We start from the raw sequence: 20923 nt of genomic DNA on the forward strand, positions 1-20923 counted from the left end.
TTATGAGCGGTGTCAACGACATGGCCGTCGGTGCTGGAGGCTTCGTGCCACCGAATCCGGGCGGCGGCGCCCACCCGGGCAACCACCAAGGCAGCAGCCAGCACGGCGATGCGCCCGGCATGCCCGCCGCCTCGCGCGGCCCGGGCGAGCCGCCGCAGGCCTTCACTGCCTGGCACGACGCGCGCCGCCCGCATGCGGGCGACACTGCGCTCGCCGGCAACAACCCGCTGGTCGCGGCGGCCAATCCGCTGCTCGACCTGATCCCGCAGATCCGCGCCACCGGCCACCATGATTCGCCGGCCCAACTGCGCGAGCACCTGGTCGACGAGGTGCGCCGCTTCGAGACGCGCGCGCAGCAGAGCGGCATCGCGCCCGAGGTGATCATCGGCGCGCGCTACTGCCTGTGCACCGCGGTCGACGAGGCGGCTGCGCTCACGCCCTGGGGTGGGAGCATCTGGTCGTCGCAGAGCCTGCTCGTGATGTTCCACAACGAGACCTGGGGCGGCGAGAAGTTCTTCCAGCTGCTGTCGCGCCTGGTCCAGAACCCGCAGCAGCACCTGCACCTGATCGAGCTGATCTATTTCTGCCTCGCGATGGGCTTCGAAGGCCGCTTCCGCGTGATCGACAACGGCCGCACGCAGCTCGAGACGCTCAAGCAGCGGCTGCTGCAGATCATCCGGCAGACACGTGGCGAGATTCCCGTGCCGTTGTCGCCGCACTGGCAGGATGCGAGCACGCCGGTGCGCCGCACGCGCAACCGGCTGCCGCTGTGGGCCGTGGCCGCGGTCGCCGGGGTGCTGCTGGTGCTGGTGTTCGCGCTGCTCACCTTCAGCCTCGCCGGCCGCTCCGACGGCGCTTTCGCTGCCGTCAATGCGGTGCGCCTGCCGCAGACGCACCGCGCAGTGGCGCTGCCGGCACCGCAGCCGCGGCTGCAGCGCTTTCTCGAGCCCGAAATCCGCGACGGCCTGCTGACGGTGCGCGACGAGGCCGACCGCAGCGTGGTGGTGCTGCGCGGCGACGGCCTGTTCGCCTCGGCATCGGACCGCGTGCTCGACCGCTACCTGCCCGTGCTCGCGCGCGTGGCCGACGCGCTCAATTCGGTGCAGGGCAATGTGCTGATCAGCGGCTTCAGCGACGACCAGCCGATCCGCAGCGTGCGCTTTCCTTCCAACTGGCAGCTCTCGCAGGCGCGAGCCGATGCCGTCAAGAAGATGGTCGCCGAGCGCATCGACCGGCCCGAGCGCCTGCGTGCCGAAGGCCGCGGCGAGGCCGATCCGCTGGTGCCCAACGACTCGCCGGCGAACCGCGCGCGCAACCGGCGCGTCGAGATCACGCTGCTGGTGGCGCCCGTGGCGGGTGCCGCGAGGCAAGCGCCGCAGGGAGGGTCCCGCTGATGCTGCGCGCGATCTTCCGTTTCATCGTGAGCCGCGACCTGTGGGTGTTCTTCGGGTTGCTGGCGCTGGCCTTCCTGATCTGGATCATCGGGCCCGTCGTGGCGGTGGGCCGCTACCGGCCGCTCGAAAGCGAGTTCGTGCGCATCGTCGTGATCGCGCTGATGTTCGCGATCTGGATCGCGCGCGTGCTCTACCGCAAGTGGCGCGAGCGGCGCCTCAATGCGCAGCTGCTCAACCAGCTGCGCACGCCCTCGAAGGAGAAGGCCGCCAAGCCCGAGGACGCGCCCGAAATCAAGGAGTTGCAGAGCGGCTTCACCGACGCCACCGCCATTCTCAAGAACATGCGCTTCGGCACGGGTGCCGACGGCAAGGGCGCGGGCCGCTTCTCGGTGTTCGACCGCCAGTACCTCTACCAGCTGCCCTGGTACATCTTCATCGGCGCGCCGGGCTCGGGCAAGACCACCGCGCTGGTCAATTCCGACCTCGACTTCCCGCTCGCCGACCAGCTCGGCAAGGCCGCGGTGCGCGGCATCGGCGGCACGCGCAACTGCGACTGGTGGTTCACCAACGAGGCGGTGCTGATCGACACCGCCGGGCGCTACACCACGCACGAGAGCAATCGCGAGACCGACGAGGGCGAGTGGAAGGGTTTCCTCGAGCTGCTCAAGAAGTTCAGGCCGCGCCAGCCGATCAACGGCGCGATCCTCACGATCAGCATCGCCGACCTGCCGCTGGCCGACGACGCGCAGCGCGCGCGCCATGCGATGGCGCTGCGCAAGCGGCTGCTCGAGCTGCGCAGCGACCTGGGCATCAATTTCCCGGTGTACGTGATGGTCACCAAGACCGACCTGCTCGCGGGATTCAACGAGTACTTCGGCTCGCTCGGGCGTGCCGAGCGCTCGCAGGTCTGGGGCTTCACCTTCCCGATCGACGAGAACCCGGCCGATCCGGCCAAGGCCGACCTGCGCGAGCGCTTCCACCAGGAATACAAGCTGCTGCACCAGCGGCTCGACGAGCGCCTGCCCGAACTGCTCGCGGCCGAGCCCGACCCCCTCCGGCGCGCGCAGGCCTACCTGCTGCCGCAGCAGTTCGCCAGTTTCGAGGACATCCTCGGCACGTTCCTGGCCGACGTGTTCAATCCGTCGAAGTTCGAGACCGCGCCGATGCTGCGCGGCGTGTACTTCACGAGCGGCACACAGGAGGGCACCGCCTTCGACCGCGTGATGGGCGCGATCAAGCGCTACCTCGCGGTCAACGCGCCGCCCGCGCCGCCGCCGGGGCCGGGCAAGAGCTACTTCCTCAAGGAGCTGCTGCAGCAGGTGATCTTCCGCGACGCGGGCGTCGCCGGCACCAATCTGCGCTGGTACCGGCGCAAGCGCGCCATCGACATCGGCGGCTACGCGCTGATCGGCGTGCTCATGGTGGTGCTGCTCGGCGCCTGCGTGAACAGCTGGCGCAACAACCGCGACTACGTGGCCGAGGTCGACAACAACGCGAAGGCCTTCAACAAGGCCGCGGCGCGCGGCGAGCTGCCGACGGTGGTCGATTCGAACAGCGACATCGCGAGTTCACTGCCGGTGCTCGACCGCCTGCGCGACCTGCCGAAATCGAGCGAGTTCGACATCGAAGACCCGCCGCTCGGCCACCGCTTCGGCCTCTACCAGGGCGACAAGCTGCAGGCCGCGACCGACGGCGTCTACCAGCGCGCGCTCGAGAGCGTGCTGCTGCCGCAGGCGGCGCACCGGGTGGAACAGGCGCTGCGCGAGGCGCCGAAGAGCGACGCCGAATACAGCTACGAGGCGCTCAAGGCCTACCTGATGCTCTACGACGCGGAGCGCTACGACGCCGACTACCTGCAGGCTTGGCTCTTGACCGACGTGGACCGCAAGATCGGCGCCGGCCTCACGCGCGAGCAGCGCACCAACCTCGAGACGCACCTGCAGGCGCTGTTCGCGGGCCGCGTGGTGACCTCGCCCTTCGCCAAGGACGAGCGGCTGGTCACCGAGACGCGCGAGCGCCTCGCGGGCATGCCGCTCGCGCAACGCTCGTATGCGCGGCTCAAGCGCATCCTGCTGCAGACCAGCCCGCCCAATGCGTTCAGCATCGCCGAGGCGGCCGGCGCCGAATCGGCGCTCGTGATCCGGCGCGCGAGCGGCAAGCCGCTGACCGACGGCATCCCGACGCTCTTCACCTACCGCGGGTACTGGGACATCTTCGACAAGCGCATGGCCGAGACCACGCTCGCGCTCGAGCAGGAAGACCGCTGGGTGCTCGAGATCCGCGCGCCCGGCATGACCGACATCACCTCGCGCGAGCTGCTGCTGCGCGAGGTGCGCCGGCTCTACCTGACCGACTACATCCGCACCTGGGACGAGTACCTGGCCGACATTCGCCTGGCCGACAGCCGCTCGCTGCTGCAGAGCATCCAGATGACGCGCGTGCTGTCGACCTCCGAGTCGCCGATGTCGCGCCTGATTCGCGGCGCGGCACGCGAGACCGATCTGCTGCGCAACCATGACGAGGCCACGCGCAGCCTGCTCGACCAGGCGCAGAACCGCGTGGCCAGCACGCGCGAGCGCATCGAGCAGCTCATCGGCCAGCCCGACGGCAGCCAGCGCCGCAACACGATTCCCGACCGCCCCGAGTCGCTCGTGGACAACCACTTCGCGCCGCTGCGCCGCATGGTGACGGCACCGAAGAACGGCGGGCAGGCGCCCATCGACGCCACCGCCGCGCTGATCAACGAGCTCTACACCTTCCTCACCGCCACCGACACCGCGCTGCGCAGCGGCAACATCCCGCCGTCGAGCGACGCGGTCACCAAGGTGCAGGCCGAGGCGGGCCGCCTGCCGGTGCCGTTCCAGGGCATGCTCAACGACCTCTCGGCCACCGCGTCGTCGAAGGCCGCGGCCGTCACGCGGCAGAACATCGGCCAGAGCGCGGCCGCGACCATCGGGCAGTTCTGCAACCGGGCCATCGCCGGGCGCTATCCGTTCTCGCGCGGATCGAAGCGCGACGTGGCGGCCGGCGACTTCGCGCAGCTGTTCGCACCGGGCGGCATGATGGACGACTTCTTCCAGAAGAACCTCGCCTCGCAGGTCGACACCTCGGTCAACCCCTGGGCCTTCAAGCGCGGCATCGACGGCAGTGCGTCGGGCCGCTCGGCCTACCTCGATTCGTTCCAGAAGGCGCAGGCCATTCGCGACGTCTTCTTCTCGGGCATGGCGGGCGGGCGCACGCCGTCGTTCACCATCGACATCCGACCCGAGGACATGGACGCCGCGCTGACGCAGTTCACGCTCGACGTCGATGGCCAGACGGTGCGCTATGCCCACGGCCCGCAGGCGCCCGCCTCCGTCAAGTGGCCCGGTCCGCGCAACAGCAACCAGGTGCGGCTGCAGGTGACTACCGCCAACGGCACACCCGCCGGCGGCATCGTGACCGAGGGACCGTGGGCACTGCACCGGCTGTTCGACCGCGCCTCGGTCTCGGCCGGCAGCGCGCCCGAATCGTTCAATGCCACCTTCGACCTGCAGGGCCGCAAGGTGGTGCTCGCGGTGAACGCGAACAGCGTCTACAACCCGCTGCGGCTCAACCAGATGAGCGGGTTCTCGTGCCCCGGGAAATCCTGAGATGAACAGCAGCATCGCCCCGCACGCCTGGGTCCCGCCCGATGAGCAGATCGGCTGGTACGGCAAGCTGCCGGCCGCGGGCGACTTCCTCTACCGCCGCATGCCGCGCGAACTGCAGGCCTGGTGGGACCGCTGGATGCAGAACGGCCTGGGCAGCTTCAAGCGCTGGCCCGACGCGATGACGCGGCACTTCGTGGTCGCGCCGGTCTGGAACTTCGTCATTCCGGCCACGCAGGGCGTGGACGCGGTGCAGTTCGGCTGCATCGCGCCGAGCTGCGACCGCGTGGGCCGCTACTACCCGGTCTGCGTGACGGTGCAGGTGGCGGCCTCGGGCTACCGCCCCGCCATGCTCGAAGGCTCGGCCGCCTGGTACTGGCAATGCGGCAGTGCCTTGCTGCAGGCGATCCGCCACAGCGTGGCGCCCGACCAGTTCGACCACCAGGTGCTGGCCGCCGCGCACGGCGGCTTCCAAACCGCGAGCGGCGGCTCCGACGACATCCTTTCGATCCTCGGGCCCGCGGCCGGCGGCGCCAGCCCGCAGCAGCGCCTCGGCTGGCCCGAGCTGCCACTGTGCTTCGATGCCTTCGGCAGCACCAGCTACTGGTGGACCAACCAGGCCGACGGCTCGCCGCTGCGCACCGCGGCGCACGGCGGCGGGCTCAACACGCCGTTGTTCTCTAAACTCTTTTCCCAGGGGCATGTGCAATGGGCATGAACGCACACAAGATCCAAAGCGCGGGAGGGGATGCATGACGACGACTGCCAGCAGCGCGGGCGAGCCGCAGGAGCGGCCCCATCCGCTCGCCGTGGGCCATCGGCTGGACGAGTTCGAGCTGCGCGAGGTGATCGGCGAAGGTGGCTTCGGCATCGTCTACCGCGCCTACGACCACTCGCTGCAGCGCGAGGTCGCCATCAAGGAATACATGCCCTCGATGCTCGCGCGCCGCGTGGGCGACGACAGCGTGCACGTGCGCTCCGACCGCCTTACCGCCACTTTCCAGGCCGGCCTTCGCAGCTTCATCAACGAAGCCCGCACGCTCGCGCAGTTCAGCCATCCGGCGCTGGTGCGGGTGCACCGCTTCTGGGAGGCCAACTCCACCGCCTACATGGCGATCCAGCTCTACCGCGGCCGCACGCTGCGGCGCGTGGCGGAGGAAGAGCCCGCGAAGATCTCCGAAGCCTGGCTGCTCGGCATGCTGGGCCCGCTGCTCGGCGCGCTCGAGACGCTGCACCGCAGCCAGTGCTTCCACCGCGACATCGCGCCCGACAACATCTTCATCCAGCAAGACGACCTGCCGGTGCTGCTCGACTTCGGTGCCGCGCGCAAATCGATCGCCGACCTCGTCGACGAAGTGGCGGTGATGGTGAAGTCGGGCTATTCGCCGATCGAGCAGTACGCCGACGACAACACGCTGCTGCAGGGCGCGTGGACCGACCTGTACGCGCTCGGCGCCGTGCTGTACCGCGCGGTCACCGGCGCTCCGCCGCCCTCGGCCGTGGTGCGCAGCGTGCAGGACGCCTACGTGCCGCTGTCCTCCATGGGGCGCAGCGACCTGAGCCCGGCCTTCTGCGCGGCCATCGACCACACGCTCGCGGTGCACAGCAAGGACCGCACGCAGACCGTGGCCGCCTTTGCGGCGGAGCTCGGGCTCGTGAAGCTCGGCGAGACCTACGTGGGCGGGCTCGCGGCGCCGACTGTGATCGTGCCGCCATCGCCCGCGCAGGCCGAGCCGCCGGTGGCGGCGCCGCTCGCCTCTGCTGCTGGGTCGCGCGAAGAAGCGGTGCCGCCGCGGGCCGCGTCCGAAGCGGCGCCGGCGCCTGCGCCTGCGCCTGCGCTCCCACCGAAGGCCGCTGCGCCACGTGCGGCGGCGGTTATTGCACCCGCGGCACGCCAGCCGGCCAAGAAGTCGTCGCGCCCGCCCTGGGGGCTGGTCGGCGTGCTCGTGATCGCGCTCATTGCCGTCGGCAGCTGGATCGGCCTGCACCTGAGCGGGGGCCGGCAGGACACCCGGACCGCCATGGTCCCCGTGCCGCCGCCTTCCGAGCCGATGTCGGCGACCGCGCCGCCGCCCGCCGCCATGCCACCGGGTGCGACCGATCCCGCAGCCGCCGCGCCCGCTGTCAATGCGCCGGCCAGTGCGCCAGCCGGCCCGCTCACGCCGCTCGACAACGTGCCGGTCGCCGCCCCCGTTCCCGCCCCGCCCGCGGCACCGACCGAGCCGGCGGAGGCGCCCACCACGCCATCACCGGAGGCCGCGCTCGCCATCACCGAGGCCGAGGACTGGAACCTCGCGCAGGCCGAGAACACGCGCGAAGGCTACGAAGCCTACCTGCGCCGCTACCGCCGTGGTGCGCACGCGCGCGATGCGCGCAATGCGATCGCCGAGCTGAACCGCCAGGCGCAGGCGCAACCGCCCGCACCGGTGCCCTCGACCAATCCCGTGCCGACCGTGATCGCCGGCGGCGCTCCGCTGCCCCCCACCCCGGCGTCGCCTGCCGCAGCGCCGGGCAGCGGCCGCGTGCAGTTCAACATCCGGCCCTGGGGCCATATCTTCGTCGACGGCGTCGACCGCGGCGTGAGCCCGCCGCTCAAGTCGCTGTCGCTGCGACCGGGCATCTACAACGTCGAGGTGCGCAACGGCGACCTCGAGGTGTTCCGGCAGCGCGTGACGGTGCAGGACAGCAAGTCGGCGCCGGTGGTGAGCCATGAGTTCAAGTAGCGCCGCAGATGCCCGGCGCCTCAGCGCCCGCTGAGCGCCCGCCGGTACTGCACCGCCTCCGCCACGTGCGTCGCCTGCACCGCATCGGCGCCGGCCAGGTCGGCCACGGTGCGCGCCACCTTGAGCGCGCGGTGCGTGCTGCGGGCCGACCAGCCGAGCTTGGCGGCGGCGTTGACCATGAAGCGGCGCGCCGTTTCGTCGAGCGCGGCGTGCCGGTCGATCTCGCCGGCCGCGAGCGCATGGTTCGCCACGCCCTGGCGCTTCAGCGCCCGTTCGCGCGCGGCGACCACGCGCTCGCGGATGGCGGCGGTCGATTCGCCCGCGGGTGAGCCCAGCAGCTGGTCGGCCGGGATCGCCGGCACTTCGATGTGCAGGTCGATGCGGTCGAGCAGCGGGCCGCTGAGCTTCGACTGGTAGCGCGCGACCTGGTCGGGCGTGCAGCGGCAGGCCTTGCGCATCGAGCCCAGGTAGCCGCAGGGGCAGGGGTTCATCGCCGCCACGAGCTGGAAGCGCGCCGGAAACTCGGCGCGCCGCGCGGCGCGCACGATGGTGATGGTGCCGGTCTCGAGCGGCTCGCGCAGCGCCTCGAGCGCCGCGCGCGCGAACTCCGGGAACTCGTCGAGAAAGAGCACGCCGTGGTGTGCCTGAGAGATTTCGCCGGGGCGCGGCGGCGAGCCGCCGCCGACGAGGGCGACGGCGCTCGAGGTGTGGTGGGGCGCGGCGGTGGGCCGGTTCATCCACCGGGCGGGCGAGAAGCTGCCGCCCAGGCTCGCGATGGCCGCGCTTTCGAGCGCTTCCTCGATGCTCATCGGCGGCAGCAGGCCGGCAAAGCGCTGCGCCAGCATCGACTTGCCCGAACCCGGCTCGCCGACCATCAGCAGGCTGTGCCCGCCCGCGGCGGCGATCTCGAGCGCACGCCGGGCGCCGGCGTGCCCCTTCACGTCGGAGAGATCGGCATAGCGCAGCGCGGGCGCCGCATCGGCGGCCTGCACGCGGGCCCAGCCGTCGGTTCGGTTGTCGTTGCTGTCATGGCCTGACCCATCCTCGGCCACGAAGCGCTGCACCACATCGAGCAGGTGCCGCGCACCGTAGACCTCGCCGCCCGGCACCAGCGCCGCCTCCTGCGCACTGTCGGTGGGCAGCACCAGGCGGGTCGCGATGCCGCGCGTGTGCAGCGCCAGCGCCATGGCCAGCGCGCCGCGCACGGGCCGCAGTTCGCCCGAGAGCGACAGCTCGCCCGCGAATTCGTGCCCCGCCAGCCGCGCCGACTGGATCTGTCCGCTGGCCGCGAGGATGCCGAGCGCGATCGGCAGGTCGAAGCGGCCCGAGTCCTTGGGCAGGTCGGCCGGCGCCAGGTTCACGGTGATGCGCTTGTTGTTGGGAAATTCCAGCCCGGCGTTCTGGATCGCCGAGCGCACGCGCTCGCGTGCCTCCTTGACCTCGGTGTCGGCCAGTCCCACGAGCGTGAAGCTCGGCAGGCCGTTCGCCAGATGCACCTCGACCGTGACACTGGCCGCTTCCAGCCCAAGCAAAGCGCGGCTTTGCACCAAAGACAGGCTCATTCCTCCCCCTCTCCCCAATATGGTGCACCCGGTCTGGGCCGGGCTCTTGCACCAGGGTGCCTCGTGGGACACCCCGTTTTTGAACAGGCTGTTACTTCGCTCGGTCCGGTGGCCAAGGGCGGGCGGCTGCACCGAAGGCGAAACGAGCACTTTGGCACGCTCCCTGCTAAGTGAGGTTGTCCCCCCCATTCAACGCCACCCACCACAAACCCGAGGAGTCTCGATGATGCACCGTAAATTCGTTCAGGCAGCGGCCGTCGCCGCTGTTGCCGTCCTGCCGATGCTGGCGAGCGCGCAGCTCTCGGGGAACGTGGCGTTGACGAGCAACTACAAGTTCCGCGGCCAGGACCAGGACATGATCGGGAACAACGACTACGCGAAGACCAAGAGCTTCAAGCCTGCGATCCAGGGCGGCTTCGACTATGCGTTCGGCGAGAGCGGCTTCTACGTCGGCAACTGGAACTCCAGTGTCAATTGGCTGCAGGGCAACAGCATCGAGAGCGACCTCTACGGTGGCTACAAGTTCAAGGCCGGCCCCTTCGACCTCGACGTGGGCGCGCTGACCTACATCTACCCCGGCAACTCGGTCGGCAACACCACCGAGCTCTACGCCGGCGCCACCTTTGCCGACGAAGCCATCGGCGCGTTCACGCTCAAGTACTCCCACACGGTGTCGAAGGACTACTTCGGCTACGCGGGCTACAAGTCGGGCTCGGGCCTGAAGGGCCGCAACACCGGCTACGTGAACCTCGCCTACGCCAAGGAAGTCGCGCCCAAGCTCACGCTCAAGGCCGCCGTGGGCTACACCCACATGGCCAGCGACATCCGCAGCCTGGGCTACAAGAGCTACGTCGACTACAACGTCGGCGTGTCGTACGACTTCGGCAACGGCCTGGCGCTGGCGGGCTCGGTGCAGGGCGCCAACAAGAAGAGCTCGTACCTCGCACTGAGCAACCCGGGCTACGACTTCGGCTTCGGCACCTTCGGCGAGCAGTACTACTCGCCCAACAAGGCGCGCTTCATCGTTACGCTCAGCAAGACGCTGTAAGAGAAAACAAAAACGAGGTGCGGCCCACGCTGCCGCGCCATTCATTCCATCCAGAAGGAGAAACACACCATGAAGCTGATCGCAGCCATCATCAAACCGTTCAAGCTCGACGAAGTGCGCGAAGCACTGTCGGCCATCGGCGTGCAGGGGATCACGGTCACCGAGGTCAAGGGCTTCGGGCGCCAGAAGGGGCACACCGAGCTCTACCGCGGCGCCGAGTACGTGGTCGACTTCCTGCCCAAGGTGAAGATCGAGGCGGCGGTTTCCGACGACCTCGTCGACCGCGTGATCGAGGCCGTCGAAGGCGCGGCGCGCACCGGCAAGATCGGCGACGGAAAGATCTTCGTCTACAACCTCGAGCAGGTCGTTCGCATCCGCACCGGTGAAACCGGCCGCGAAGCCCTCTGATCCAGCCCGGAACAAAACAAATGAAAAAACTGCTTGTTTCCCTCGCGCTCGGCCTGAGCCTGCTCGCTGCAGGCACCGCGAGCTTCGCCCAGGCGCCCGCGGCACCAGCCGAGGCGCCCGCCGCTATGGCACCGGCCGCGGCTGCTCCGGCTGCAGCACCCGTTGCGGACGCCGCGCCTGCTGCGGCAGCGGCGCCCAAGATCGATTCGGGCGACACCGCGTGGATGCTCACCTCCACGCTGCTCGTGATCCTCATGACCATTCCCGGCCTCGCGCTCTTCTACGGCGGCCTCGGGCGCTCGAAGAACATGCTGTCGGTGCTGATGCAGGTCTTCGTGATCTTCTCGCTGATCAGCATCCTGTGGGCCATCTACGGCTACAGCCTGGCCTTCACGGGTGAAGGAAGCTTTGTCGGAACCTTCGACAAGATCTTCATGAAGGGCATCACGCAGGAAACCTTCGGCGCGCTCACCACGATCCCCGAATACGTGTTCGTCGCGTTCCAGGGCACCTTCGCGGCCATCACCGTGGCGCTGATCGTCGGCGCCTTCGCGGAGCGCGCCCGGTTCTCGGCCGTGCTGCTGTTCTCAGTGCTGTGGTTCACCTTCGCCTACGTGCCGATGGCCCACATCGTCTGGGGCGGCGGCCTGCTCGCCAAGGACGGCGCGCTCGACTTCGCAGGCGGCACCGTGGTGCACATCAACGCCGGTGTCGCCGGCCTCGTGGGTGCCTACCTGGTCGGCAAGCGCGTGGGCTACGGCAAGGAAGCCTTCACGCCGCACTCGCTCACGCTCACCATGGTCGGCGCCTCGCTGCTGTGGGTCGGCTGGTTCGGCTTCAACGCGGGCTCGGCAGGTGCGGCCAATGCGGTCGCCGGTCTGGCCTTCGTCAACACCGTGCTTGCAACCGCCGCCGCGGCGCTGTCGTGGATCCTGGGTGAGAGCCTGCACAAGGGCAAGGCCTCGATGCTGGGCGCCGCCTCGGGTGCCGTCGCCGGCCTGGTGGCCGTGACGCCGGCCGCCGGCTTCGTCGGCCCGATGGGTTCGATCGTGATGGGCCTGCTGGCCGGCCTCATCGGCCTCTGGGGCGTGGGCGGACTCAAGCGCATGCTCGGCGCCGACGATGCGTTCGACGTGTTCGGCGTGCACGGCGTGTGCGGCATCCTGGGTGCCATCCTGACCGGCGTGTTCGCGGCCCAGGGCCTTGGCGGCACCGGCGGCCTCACGCCCGACACCTTCTCGATGGGCGCGCAGGTCTGGATCCAGGTGAAGAGCGTGCTGTTCACCATCGTCTGGTCGGGCGTGGTGGCCTTCATCGCCTTCAAGATCGCCGACCTCACCATCGGTCTGCGCGTGTCCGAAGAGGAAGAGCGCGAAGGCTTGGATATTTCCTCGCACGGCGAGACGGCTTACAACAGGTAAGCCCGGCCGGTACGACAACAAGAACAACGCAAACGATCAGTTTCAGCAAGGTCTCCTTTGGATGTTCAGCCCGCGAGCGCTTCGGCGTGAGCGGGCTTTTTTTGGCCTGCGCGAGGGGCGGTGCACAATCCCTCGAACCATGTGGACATCCCTCGAATACAGCCTTTGCGAGCTCGGCGAATCGCCGTTCTGGCATCCCGATGAGCGCGCGCTCTACTGGCTCGACATCCCCGGCCGCGCCGTGCTGCGCACGCGCGGCGAGATCGGCACGCCGTCCGCGCGCGTGGAGCGCTGGGCCTTGCCGACCGAGCCCGGATGCATGGCCCCGGCGCGCCGCGGCGGGCTCGTGATCGCGCTGCGCGACGGCATCTACCGCGCGCGCGAATGGGGCGGCGAACTCGTGCCGCTCGCGCGGGTCGACCACGACGCGCGCACCATGCGCTTCAACGACGGCAAGTGCGACGCCTTCGGCCGCTTCTGGGCCGGCTCGCTCAACGAAACCAAGGACCGGCCCAACGCGGCGCTCCACTGCCTCGATGCGCGGCCCGGCGTGCAGGCGGTGCCGCTGCTGTCGCGCATGGCGAACGAGGTGACCACGGCCAACGGCCTGGCTTTCTCGCCCGATGCGCGCACCCTGTACTGGGCCGACACGGCCGCGCACCGCGTGCGCGCATGGGACTGGAACGCCGAGGCCAACCTGCTGTCGGGGCCGCGCGTGTTCCGCCAGTTCGACGCCAAGCCCGAGGGCTGGACGCCGGGTGCGGCCATGCCGCGCTACGAAGGCCGGCCCGACGGCGCCACGGTCGATGCCGAGGGCCACTACTGGGTCGCGATGTTCGAAGGCGCGCAGCTGCTGCGCTTCGCGCCGTCGGGCGACTGCGTGGCCTCTGTGCCGGTGCCGGTGCAATGCCCGACCATGCCCTGCTTCGGCGGCGACGACCTGAAAACGCTGTTCGTCACGAGCGCGCGCAAGGGGCGGCCGGCCGACGAGATCGAGCGCTGCCCGGCCTCGGGCATGGTGCTGTCTACGCGCGTCGATGCACCCGGCCTGCCAGTCGCCTTCTTCGAAGACTGATTCGCAAGGCCAAGACGCCATGGCGCTCCAGCACATCCCGCCGATCCAGTGCCTCGTGACCTTCGAGGCCCTGGCGCGGCTGCGCCATGCGGGGCGCGCGGCCGACGAGCTCTGCGTGACGCCGAGCGCCGTGAGCCACCGCATCCGGCAGCTTGAATCGCACATCGGCTTCAAGCTGTTCGGCCGCGCCGACTTCAGCCTCACGGCCGACGGTGCCGCCTACCTGGCCAATGTGCGCACCGGCCTGGCGGCGCTGCAGGCCACGCCGGGCGGGCCGGCCGCGCAGAAGCAGCAGCGCGCGACGCGCCTGCGCCTCGCGGTCACGCCGACCTTCAGCCGGCAGTTCCTGATGCCGCGGCTCGAACTGTTTCGCAACATCTATCCCGACATCGAGCTGGTGCTGCAGGTGTCGATCCCGCTGCTCGACGTGACGGCCGAGCAGGCCGACCTCGAGGTGCGCTACGGCAGCGGCAACTACGCCGATTGCGAGCACCGCCTGCTGCTCGAGGAAGACGCGGTGCCCGCCTGCAGCCCGAGCTACCTCAACGAGTTCGGCCCCTTCGACGGCTTCCGCACCGCGGCGGAGATCGCGAACTCGCGGCTCATCCGCAGCCCGCTCGAACCCTGGGGCACCTGGTTCGCGGCCTGCGGCATCGACCAGCCCGAGCCGCACGTGGGCTCGCAGTTCAACGACCTGGGCCTGGTCTACGACGCGGCCGCGAGCGGCTTCGGCGTGGCGCTGGTGCGCTTGAAGATGGGGGCTGCCTGGTTCGAGTCGGGGCGCCTCGTGGCGCTGTCCGACCGGCCCGTGCGCTCGCCGCACAGGCACACCATCTGCTGGCAGCCCGGCACGCTCGAGCGCTGGGAATGCGCCGCCTTCGTCGACTGGCTGGCGCAGAGCCTGCGCTGAGCGGCGAAGTTCTCTCAAGCCCGGCGCGAAAAAGCTTCAACCCGGCGCGGCCTCAATTTGCGTAGAGTGCGTCTCTCCACGAGACGACAACACGAACGACAGACAACACGATGGACAAGACCGAACGCCAGGCACAGGTCGTGCGCGCGCTGCAGGCGCACCTGCCGGCGCATGCGCTGATCTGGCATGCCGAGGACACCACGCCCTACGAATGCGACGGCCTCACAGCCTACCGCCAGCGCCCGCTCGTGGTGGCGCTGCCCGAGACCGAGGCGCATGTGGCCGCGGTGCTGAAGACCTGCCACGGCTTGGGCGTGCCCGTGGTCGCGCGCGGCGCGGGCACCGGGCTGTCGGGCGGTGCCATGCCGCACGAAATGGGCGTGACGCTGTCGCTCGCCAAGTTCAACCGCATCCTGAAGGTCGATCCGGTGAGCCGCACGGCCGTGGTGCAGTGCGGCGTGCGCAACCTCGCGATCAGCGAGGCCGCCGCGCCCTTCAATCTGTACTACGCGCCCGATCCGTCGAGCCAGATCGCGTGCTCCATCGGCGGCAACGTGGCCGAGAACTCGGGCGGGGTGCACTGCCTCAAGTACGGCCTCACGCTGCACAACGTGCTGCGCGTGCGCGGCTTCACGGCCGAGGGCGAGCCGATCGAGTTCGGCGGCGAGGCGCTCGACGCGCCGGGGCTCGACCTGCTGGCGCTCGTGATCGGCAGCGAGGGCATGCTCGCGGTCACCACCGAGGTCACGGTCAAGCTGGTGCCCAAGCCGCAGCTCGCGCGTTGCATCATGGCGAGCTTCGACGACGTGCGAAAGGCCGGCGATGCGGTGGCCGCGGTGATCGCGGCCGGCATCATCCCCGCGGGGCTCGAGATGATGGACAAGCCGATGACGGCCGCGGTCGAGGACTTCGTGCACGCGGGCTACGACCTCGACGCCGCTGCCATCCTGCTGTGCGAATCCGACGGCACGCCGGAAGAGGTCGAGGAGGAGATCGGCCGCATGACCGCCGTGCTGCGTGCCTCGGGCGCCACCGCCATCGCGGTGAGCACCAGCGAGGAAGAGCGCATGCGCTTCTGGAGCGGCCGCAAGAACGCGTTCCCCGCCTCGGGTCGCATCAGCCCCGACTACATGTGCCTCGACTCCACCATCCCGCGCAAGCGCCTGGCCGACATCCTGCTGGCGATCCAGGCGATGGAGAAGAAGTACAACCTGCGCTGCTGCAACGTGTTCCACGCGGGCGACGGCAACCTGCATCCGCTGGTGCTGTTCGATGCCAACGACCCCGATGAGCTGCACCGCTGCGAGCTGTTCGGCGCCGACATCCTCGAGACCAGCGTCGCGATGGGCGGCACGGTGTCGGGCGAGCACGGCGTGGGCATCGAGAAGCTCAACAGCATGTGCGTGCAGTTCACCGCGGCCGAGAACGAGCAGATGTTCGGCGTCAAGCGCGCTTTCGATCCGGCGGGCCTCTTGAACCCCGGCAAGGTGATCCCGACGCTGCAGCGCTGCGCCGAATACGGCAAGCAGGTGGTGCGCGGCGGGCGTCTGCCGCATCCCGAATTGCCGAGGTTCTGACGATGGATGCCATGGACAACACCCTGCGCGAAATGGTCGAGCGCATTCGCGCCGCCGCCGCCGGCCATGCCGCGCCGCTGCGCATCCGCGGCGGCGGCACGAAGGATTTCTACGGCGAGGCGCCGCGCGGCGAGGCGCTCGACACCGCCGGCCTGCGCGGCATCGCGAGCTACGAGCCGAGCGAACTGGTCGTCACCGTGCGTGCCGGCACGCCGCTCGCCGAGCTCGAGGCCGTGCTGGCCGACAAGGGGCAGTGCCTGCCGTTCGAGCCGCCGCACTTCGGTGCGCCTGGCGCCGCTACCGTCGGAGGCATGGTGGCCGCGGGGCTCAGCGGGCCCGCGCGCGCCAGCGTCGGTGCGGTGCGCGACTACGTGCTCGGCGCCACGCTCGTCAACGGCCGCGGCGACCTGCTCACCTTCGGCGGCCAGGTGATGAAGAACGTGGCGGGCTACGACGTCTCGCGCGTGCTGGCCGGCTCGCTCGGCACGCTGGGGCTGATCGCCGAAGTGAGCCTCAAGGTGCTGCCCGTCGCACCCGCCGAGGCCACGCTGGCGTTCGAGTGCAGCCAGGCCGATGCGCTGCGGCTGCTCAACGAATGGGGCGGCCGGCCGCTGCCGCTCAATGCGAGCTGCTGGGGCGAGCGCGACGGCGCCGGCGTGCTGAGCCTGCGCCTGCGCGGCGCGGCCGCGGCGGTGGAAGCGGCCTGCGCGCATCTCGGCGGCGAGCGCCAGGACGATGCGGCGGCCGCACGCTGGTGGCGGTCGCTGCGCGACCAGCAGGCCGCATGGTTCGACACGACGGCGCAAGCGCCCGACGCGCTCTGGCGCGTGTCGGTGCCGCAGACAGCGCCGGTGCTGGCCTGGCCCGGTGCCGGCACGCCGCTGGTCGAATGGCACGGCGCGCAGCGCTGGTACCGCGCGCCGGCCGAACAGGCCACCGCGATTCGCGCGGCGGTGCATGCAGCGGGCGGCCACGCCACGCTGTTCAGGCTGCCGCCAGGACAGGACGCCGGCGCCGCCGCGCGGTTCGACGCCTTGAGCCCGCCCGTCGCGCGCATCCACCAGGCATTGGCGCGCGAGTTCGATCCGCACGGCCTCTTCGACCGCAGCCGCCTGTACGCCTTCGCCTGAACAACGATCATGCGGCGCCTGCGCTTCCTCACCGGCCGCCACCGCGCGCCCTCGACCAACCGCATGCTCGGCCTGCTGCTCGCGTTCAACGCCGGCGCCGTCAATGCGGGGGGCTTCCTGGTGCTGCACATGTACACCTCCCACATGACCGGCTTCACCTCGCAGGTGGCCGACGCGCTGGTGCTCGGCAATGCGACCCTGCTGCTCAACGCGCTCGGCGCGATCCTGGCCTTCGTGGCCGGCGCCGCGGTCTCGGCCGTCCTGGTCAACTGGGCGCGCCAGCACCGCCTGCGCAGCGTCTACGCTCTACCGCTGTTGCTCGAATCGGCACTGATGCTGCCCTTCGGCCTGATGGGCGCCATCACCTTGACCTGGCACACGCCTTTCGCGGTGCCGCTCACGGTGCTGCTGCTGTCATTCATCATGGGCCTGCAGAACGCGGTGGGCTCGAAGACTTCGGGCGGCCGCATCCGAAGCACCCACATGACCGGCAATCTCACCGACCTCGGCATCGAGCTCGGCAAGCTGGCGTACTGGAACCGCAGCACCCGGCTCGGCGAAACCGCGGCGGGGCCGGTGCGCCACAACCGCGCGCGGCTGCGGCTGTTCGCGGGGCTCGTCGGTATGTTCGTCGGGGGTGGCATCGTCGGCGCGGCCGGCTTCACCTACGTCGGCTTCGTCTGCGTGGTGCCGCTCGCGGCATTGCTGCTGGCGCTGTCGCTGCCGCCGTTCATCGAGGACGTGCGGCGCTCGGCTTACCTGCGGGAACTGCTCGGCGCCGTCCGCCCGCGGCGCAAGAACGGTGCTTCCCCGGGCTCGTGAGGCGGCCGCGCCCTGCCAGTCAACCACAAGAACCCACCCACGATGCAAACCGAACTCGCCCCAGAATTCCAAGGCACCGACGAAGGCCGCGAGGCCGAAGCCATCCTGCGCAAGTGCGTGCACTGCGGCTTCTGCACCGCCACCTGTCCCACCTACCAGCTGCTCGGCGACGAACTCGACGGTCCGCGCGGGCGCATCTACCTGATGAAGCAGGTGCTCGAAGGCCAGGCGCCGACGCGCAGCACGCAGCTTCACCTCGACCGCTGCCTGACCTGCCGCAACTGCGAAACCACCTGCCCAAGCGGCGTGCAGTACGGCCACCTGGTCGACATCGGCCGGCGCATCGTCGACCGGAAGGTACCGCGCCCGGCGATGGAGTCGGCGCAGCGCTGGCTGCTGAAGGAAGGGCTGCCGTCGCCGCTCTTCGGCCCCGCGATGAAGCTCGGCCAGGCGGTGCGCGGCCTGCTGCCCGCGGCGCTCCGGGCCAAGGTGCCGCCGAAGCAGGCGGCCGGCGAATGGCCCACGGCCACCCATGCGCGCAAGGTGCTCATGCTCGCGGGCTGCGTGCAGCCGGCGATGATGCCGAACATCAACGGCGCCACGGCGCGCGTGCTCGACGCGGCCGGCATCCAGGCCGTGGTCGCGCCCGCGGCCGGCTGCTGCGGCGCGGTGAAGTTCCACCTCAACGACCAGGAGGGCGGCAAGGCCCAGATGCGCGCCAACATCGACGCGTGGTGGCCGGTCGTCGAACGCCATCCTGACGAAGGGGGGGTCGAGGCGATCGTGATGAATGCGTCGGGCTGCGGCGTCACCGTGCGCGAGTACGGCCACCTGCTGCGCGACGATGCGGCCTATGCCGCCAAGGCCGCACGCATCAGCGAGCTCACGCGCGACCTGAGCGAGCTGCTGCCCGAACTGGTGCCAGCGCTGAAGGCCCGCGTGCGCGCCCCCGAGGGCGTGGTGGCGTACCACCCGCCGTGCACGCTGCAGCATGGCCAGAAGCTGCGCGGCGGTGTCGAGACGCACCTGCGTGCGCTGGGCTTCGACGTGCGCGTGGCAATGAACGAGTCGCACCTGTGCTGCGGCTCGGCCGGCACCTATTCGGTGCTGCAGCCCGAGCTCGCCTATCCGCTGCGCGACCGCAAGCTGGGGCACCTGAAGCAGTTGCAGCCCAGCGTCATCGCCTCGGCCAACATCGGCTGCATCACGCACCTTCAGAGCGGCAGCGACGAGACGCCGGTGCGGCACTGGGTGGAGCTGCTCGACGCGGCGCTCGAAAAAACAGCGGCCTGATCGCACGCCGGTGCGCGCCCTGGTCCGACTGGCGCCGATGCTTGGCGTGCCGCATCATCGCGGCTTCGAGTCCCTGAAGGAGCCAGTCATGTCCCGTGTTCAAACTGCCGCCATTCGAAGCAAGCGTTTGCTGCGCCTGCTGCCGGTCCTGGCCTGTGCGGCCGGCGCGCTGGCCGCGCACGCCCAGTCGGGCATGCCGCCATGGCAGGGCGAGGGCGCGGTGCGCCACGTCTGCGGCGGCATCGGTTCGGACGAGTCGAACGCGATGCGCGCGGCCATGAAGGACCATCCGCTCGCATTGCTGTTCGCGCGCGCCGATGGCGCCTACCTGGCCGACGTGCAGGTCGATATCAGGGGCGCCGACGGGGCCACGGCGCTGTCGCTGCGCGCCACCGGGCCGGTGTGCCTGGTCGACATTCCCGCGGGCCGCTACACCATCGCCGCGACCACCCAGAACGGCGAGTCGAAGAGCCAGAACGTGACGGTGGGCGGCGGTTCGAAGACCGCGAGCTTCAGGTTCTGAGCCTCAGCTGGCCGTCGCCGCCAGCGCCGCTTCGATGTCGCCCGCCAGCGCGGCCGGCTTGTCGAGCGGCGCATAGCGCTTGATCACCTGGCCGTCGCGCCCCACCAGGAACTTGGTGAAGTTCCACTTGATCGCCGTGCTGCCCAATAGCCCCGGCTTTTCCTTGGTGAGCCACTGGTACAGCGGTGCCGCGCCGTTGCCCTTGACCTCGATCTTTTCCATCATCGGAAAGCTCACGCCGTAGTTGCGGGTGCAGAAGGCGCCGATCTCCTCGTTGCTGCCCGGGTCCTGGCCGCCGAACTGGTTCGACGGAAAGCCCAGCACCACGAGCCCCTGGTCCGCGTATTTCTCGTGCAGTTCCTCGAGCCCAGCGAACTGCGGCGTGAAGCCGCACTGGCTGGCGGTGTTGACGATGAGCAGCACCTTGCCGCGGTAGTCCGCGAGGCTGACCGCCTGGCCGTCGATGCGGCGCGCTTCGAAGTCGTGGATGCTGCTGGCCATGGCGCTTCCTTCATCATCAAGTGGCGGAGGGAAGCCGATCATCGCTGCGCGCAGGCGTTCGCGCAAATGCCGACCAGGCCGCCGCGAGCACGATCAGCGCGCCGCCCGCAAGGATGCGCGGGCTCATCGTGGCCGCGCCGAGCGTCACCGACGAGACGCTCGCGAACAGCACCTCCGACAACATGATCACCGCAGTGGCGCTGGCCGCGAGCCGTGCCGCACCGTATTGCAGGCAGACGTTGGCCACCACGAAGCCGACGCCCAGCAGCATGGCCCAGCCGATCCATCCCGGCGTGGCCAGGAGCGGCGAGGCGAAGGCGCCGAGCGCGGTGCCGCTCGCGGCCGCGGTGCCCGCGACCAGCGCGCAGCCGCTGAACATCGCGAGTGCGCGCGATTCGCCAGGCGCAGCGCGCAGGTGGCGCAGGACGATGTTGGTCACCGCGAAGCCGAAGCCCGCCGCGAGGCCCAGCCAGTCGGGCAGGCTCGCGGGCACCGGCCAGTCGACGCCCGGCGCCTTGAGCACCACGACGACGCCGCCGAGCGCGAGCGCCACGCGTGCGAGCGCGCCGCCCGTAGGCCGCTCGCCCAGCACCGCCCAACCCAGCAGCACGCTCCACAGCGGCATCATGTAGAACAGCAGCACCACGCGCACCACGTCGCCTTGCGTCACCGCCCAGTTGAAGCCCAGGTTGGTGAAGCCGGCAGCAAGCCCGAGCAGCACCAGCATCGGAAAGTCCGCGAAGCCGCGCCAGGCGTGGCGGCGCAGCAGCCCCATCGCCAGCGAGATCGCCGCGTAGATCAGGAAGGTGGTCCAGACCGGATGCAGCCCGTGGGCCTCGATGTGGCGGAACGGAAACCAGGACACGCCCCACACGAAGGCGTTGAAGATCAGTGCAAGGGGAGCCAA

At 70.0% G+C, this 20923-nt stretch carries 17 protein-coding genes; 14 read left to right on the forward strand and 3 right to left on the reverse strand.

What is annotated here, in order from left to right; translation table 11 throughout:
- Window positions 1-2 precede the first annotated feature (2 nt).
- The 4 genes from AC3A6R_RS18785 to AC3A6R_RS18800 are packed head-to-tail and all read left to right on the forward strand — an operon-like array spanning window position 3 to window position 7746.
- Window positions 3-1394: a DotU family type VI secretion system protein gene (locus AC3A6R_RS18785; protein WP_487865209.1), complete on the forward strand. Its 1392-nt coding sequence runs from the start codon at window positions 3-5 to the stop codon at window positions 1392-1394.
- Window positions 1394-5026 carry a type VI secretion system membrane subunit TssM gene (gene tssM, locus AC3A6R_RS18790; RefSeq protein WP_487861110.1) on the forward strand — a complete coding sequence of 1211 codons (3633 nt, stop codon included), beginning with the start codon at window positions 1394-1396 and terminating at the stop codon, window positions 5024-5026. Before AC3A6R_RS18785 ends, tssM begins: the two co-directional genes overlap by 1 nt.
- A gap of 1 nt (window position 5027) precedes the next feature.
- A complete protein-coding gene (tagF, locus tag AC3A6R_RS18795) occupies window positions 5028-5741 on the forward strand; it encodes a type VI secretion system-associated protein TagF (protein ID WP_487865210.1) in 714 nt (237 codons plus the stop codon).
- Between the two features lie 34 nt (window positions 5742-5775).
- A complete protein-coding gene (locus tag AC3A6R_RS18800; RefSeq protein ID WP_487865211.1) occupies window positions 5776-7746 on the forward strand; it encodes a serine/threonine-protein kinase in 1971 nt (656 codons plus the stop codon).
- A 20-nt stretch (window positions 7747-7766) separates the two neighbouring features.
- Here AC3A6R_RS18800 and AC3A6R_RS18805 read toward each other — a convergent pair whose 3' ends face one another.
- Complete coding sequence (locus tag AC3A6R_RS18805) at window positions 7767-9308, reverse strand: YifB family Mg chelatase-like AAA ATPase (RefSeq protein WP_487865212.1); 1542 nt, start codon at window positions 9306-9308, stop codon at window positions 7767-7769.
- 223 nt (window positions 9309-9531) lie between these two features.
- On the opposite strand from AC3A6R_RS18805, the gene AC3A6R_RS18810 reads away from it, so the two are divergent.
- The 10 genes from AC3A6R_RS18810 to AC3A6R_RS18855 all read left to right on the forward strand — a co-directional run bounded on the left by AC3A6R_RS18810 (window position 9532) and on the right by AC3A6R_RS18855 (window position 19515).
- The gene (locus tag AC3A6R_RS18810) at window positions 9532-10356 is read left to right on the forward strand and encodes a TorF family putative porin (protein WP_487861114.1); all 825 of its coding nucleotides are present in this window, start codon (window positions 9532-9534) and stop codon (window positions 10354-10356) included.
- A gap of 69 nt (window positions 10357-10425) precedes the next feature.
- Window positions 10426-10764 (forward strand): P-II family nitrogen regulator, encoded by a 339-nt coding sequence (gene glnK, locus AC3A6R_RS18815; protein WP_487861115.1) that lies wholly within the window; start codon window positions 10426-10428, stop codon window positions 10762-10764.
- 20 nt (window positions 10765-10784) lie between these two features.
- The gene (amt, locus tag AC3A6R_RS18820) at window positions 10785-12185 is read left to right on the forward strand and encodes an ammonium transporter (RefSeq protein WP_487861116.1); all 1401 of its coding nucleotides are present in this window, start codon (window positions 10785-10787) and stop codon (window positions 12183-12185) included.
- Window positions 12186-12324: 139 nt separating this feature from the next.
- A complete protein-coding gene (locus tag AC3A6R_RS18825) occupies window positions 12325-13260 on the forward strand; it encodes an SMP-30/gluconolactonase/LRE family protein (protein WP_487865213.1) in 936 nt (311 codons plus the stop codon).
- Between the two features lie 19 nt (window positions 13261-13279).
- On the forward strand, window positions 13280-14170 hold the full coding sequence (locus tag AC3A6R_RS18830; RefSeq protein WP_487865214.1) for a LysR substrate-binding domain-containing protein: 891 nt from the start codon (window positions 13280-13282) through the stop codon (window positions 14168-14170).
- Between the two features lie 110 nt (window positions 14171-14280).
- Window positions 14281-15747 carry an FAD-linked oxidase C-terminal domain-containing protein gene (locus tag AC3A6R_RS18835; RefSeq protein ID WP_487865215.1) on the forward strand — a complete coding sequence of 489 codons (1467 nt, stop codon included), beginning with the start codon at window positions 14281-14283 and terminating at the stop codon, window positions 15745-15747.
- Between the two features lie 11 nt (window positions 15748-15758).
- A complete protein-coding gene (glcE, locus tag AC3A6R_RS18840; protein WP_487865216.1) occupies window positions 15759-16877 on the forward strand; it encodes a glycolate oxidase subunit GlcE in 1119 nt (372 codons plus the stop codon).
- 9 nt (window positions 16878-16886) lie between these two features.
- Window positions 16887-17699 (forward strand): YoaK family protein, encoded by an 813-nt coding sequence (locus AC3A6R_RS18845; RefSeq protein ID WP_487861121.1) that lies wholly within the window; start codon window positions 16887-16889, stop codon window positions 17697-17699.
- Window positions 17700-17741: 42 nt separating this feature from the next.
- Window positions 17742-18992 (forward strand): glycolate oxidase subunit GlcF, encoded by a 1251-nt coding sequence (glcF, locus tag AC3A6R_RS18850; RefSeq protein ID WP_487865217.1) that lies wholly within the window; start codon window positions 17742-17744, stop codon window positions 18990-18992.
- 88 nt (window positions 18993-19080) lie between these two features.
- The gene (locus tag AC3A6R_RS18855; protein WP_487865218.1) at window positions 19081-19515 is read left to right on the forward strand and encodes a carboxypeptidase regulatory-like domain-containing protein; all 435 of its coding nucleotides are present in this window, start codon (window positions 19081-19083) and stop codon (window positions 19513-19515) included.
- 3 nt (window positions 19516-19518) lie between these two features.
- Here the strand turns inward: AC3A6R_RS18855 and AC3A6R_RS18860 are convergent, their stop codons facing one another.
- Both AC3A6R_RS18860 and AC3A6R_RS18865 read right to left on the reverse strand, forming a co-directional pair.
- Window positions 19519-20016 (reverse strand): glutathione peroxidase, encoded by a 498-nt coding sequence (locus AC3A6R_RS18860; protein WP_487865219.1) that lies wholly within the window; start codon window positions 20014-20016, stop codon window positions 19519-19521.
- Window positions 20017-20032: 16 nt separating this feature from the next.
- The gene (locus AC3A6R_RS18865; RefSeq protein WP_487865220.1) at window positions 20033-20923 is read right to left on the reverse strand and encodes a DMT family transporter; all 891 of its coding nucleotides are present in this window, start codon (window positions 20921-20923) and stop codon (window positions 20033-20035) included.

It is taken from the genome of Variovorax sp. Soil_C_19, assembly GCF_057657255.1.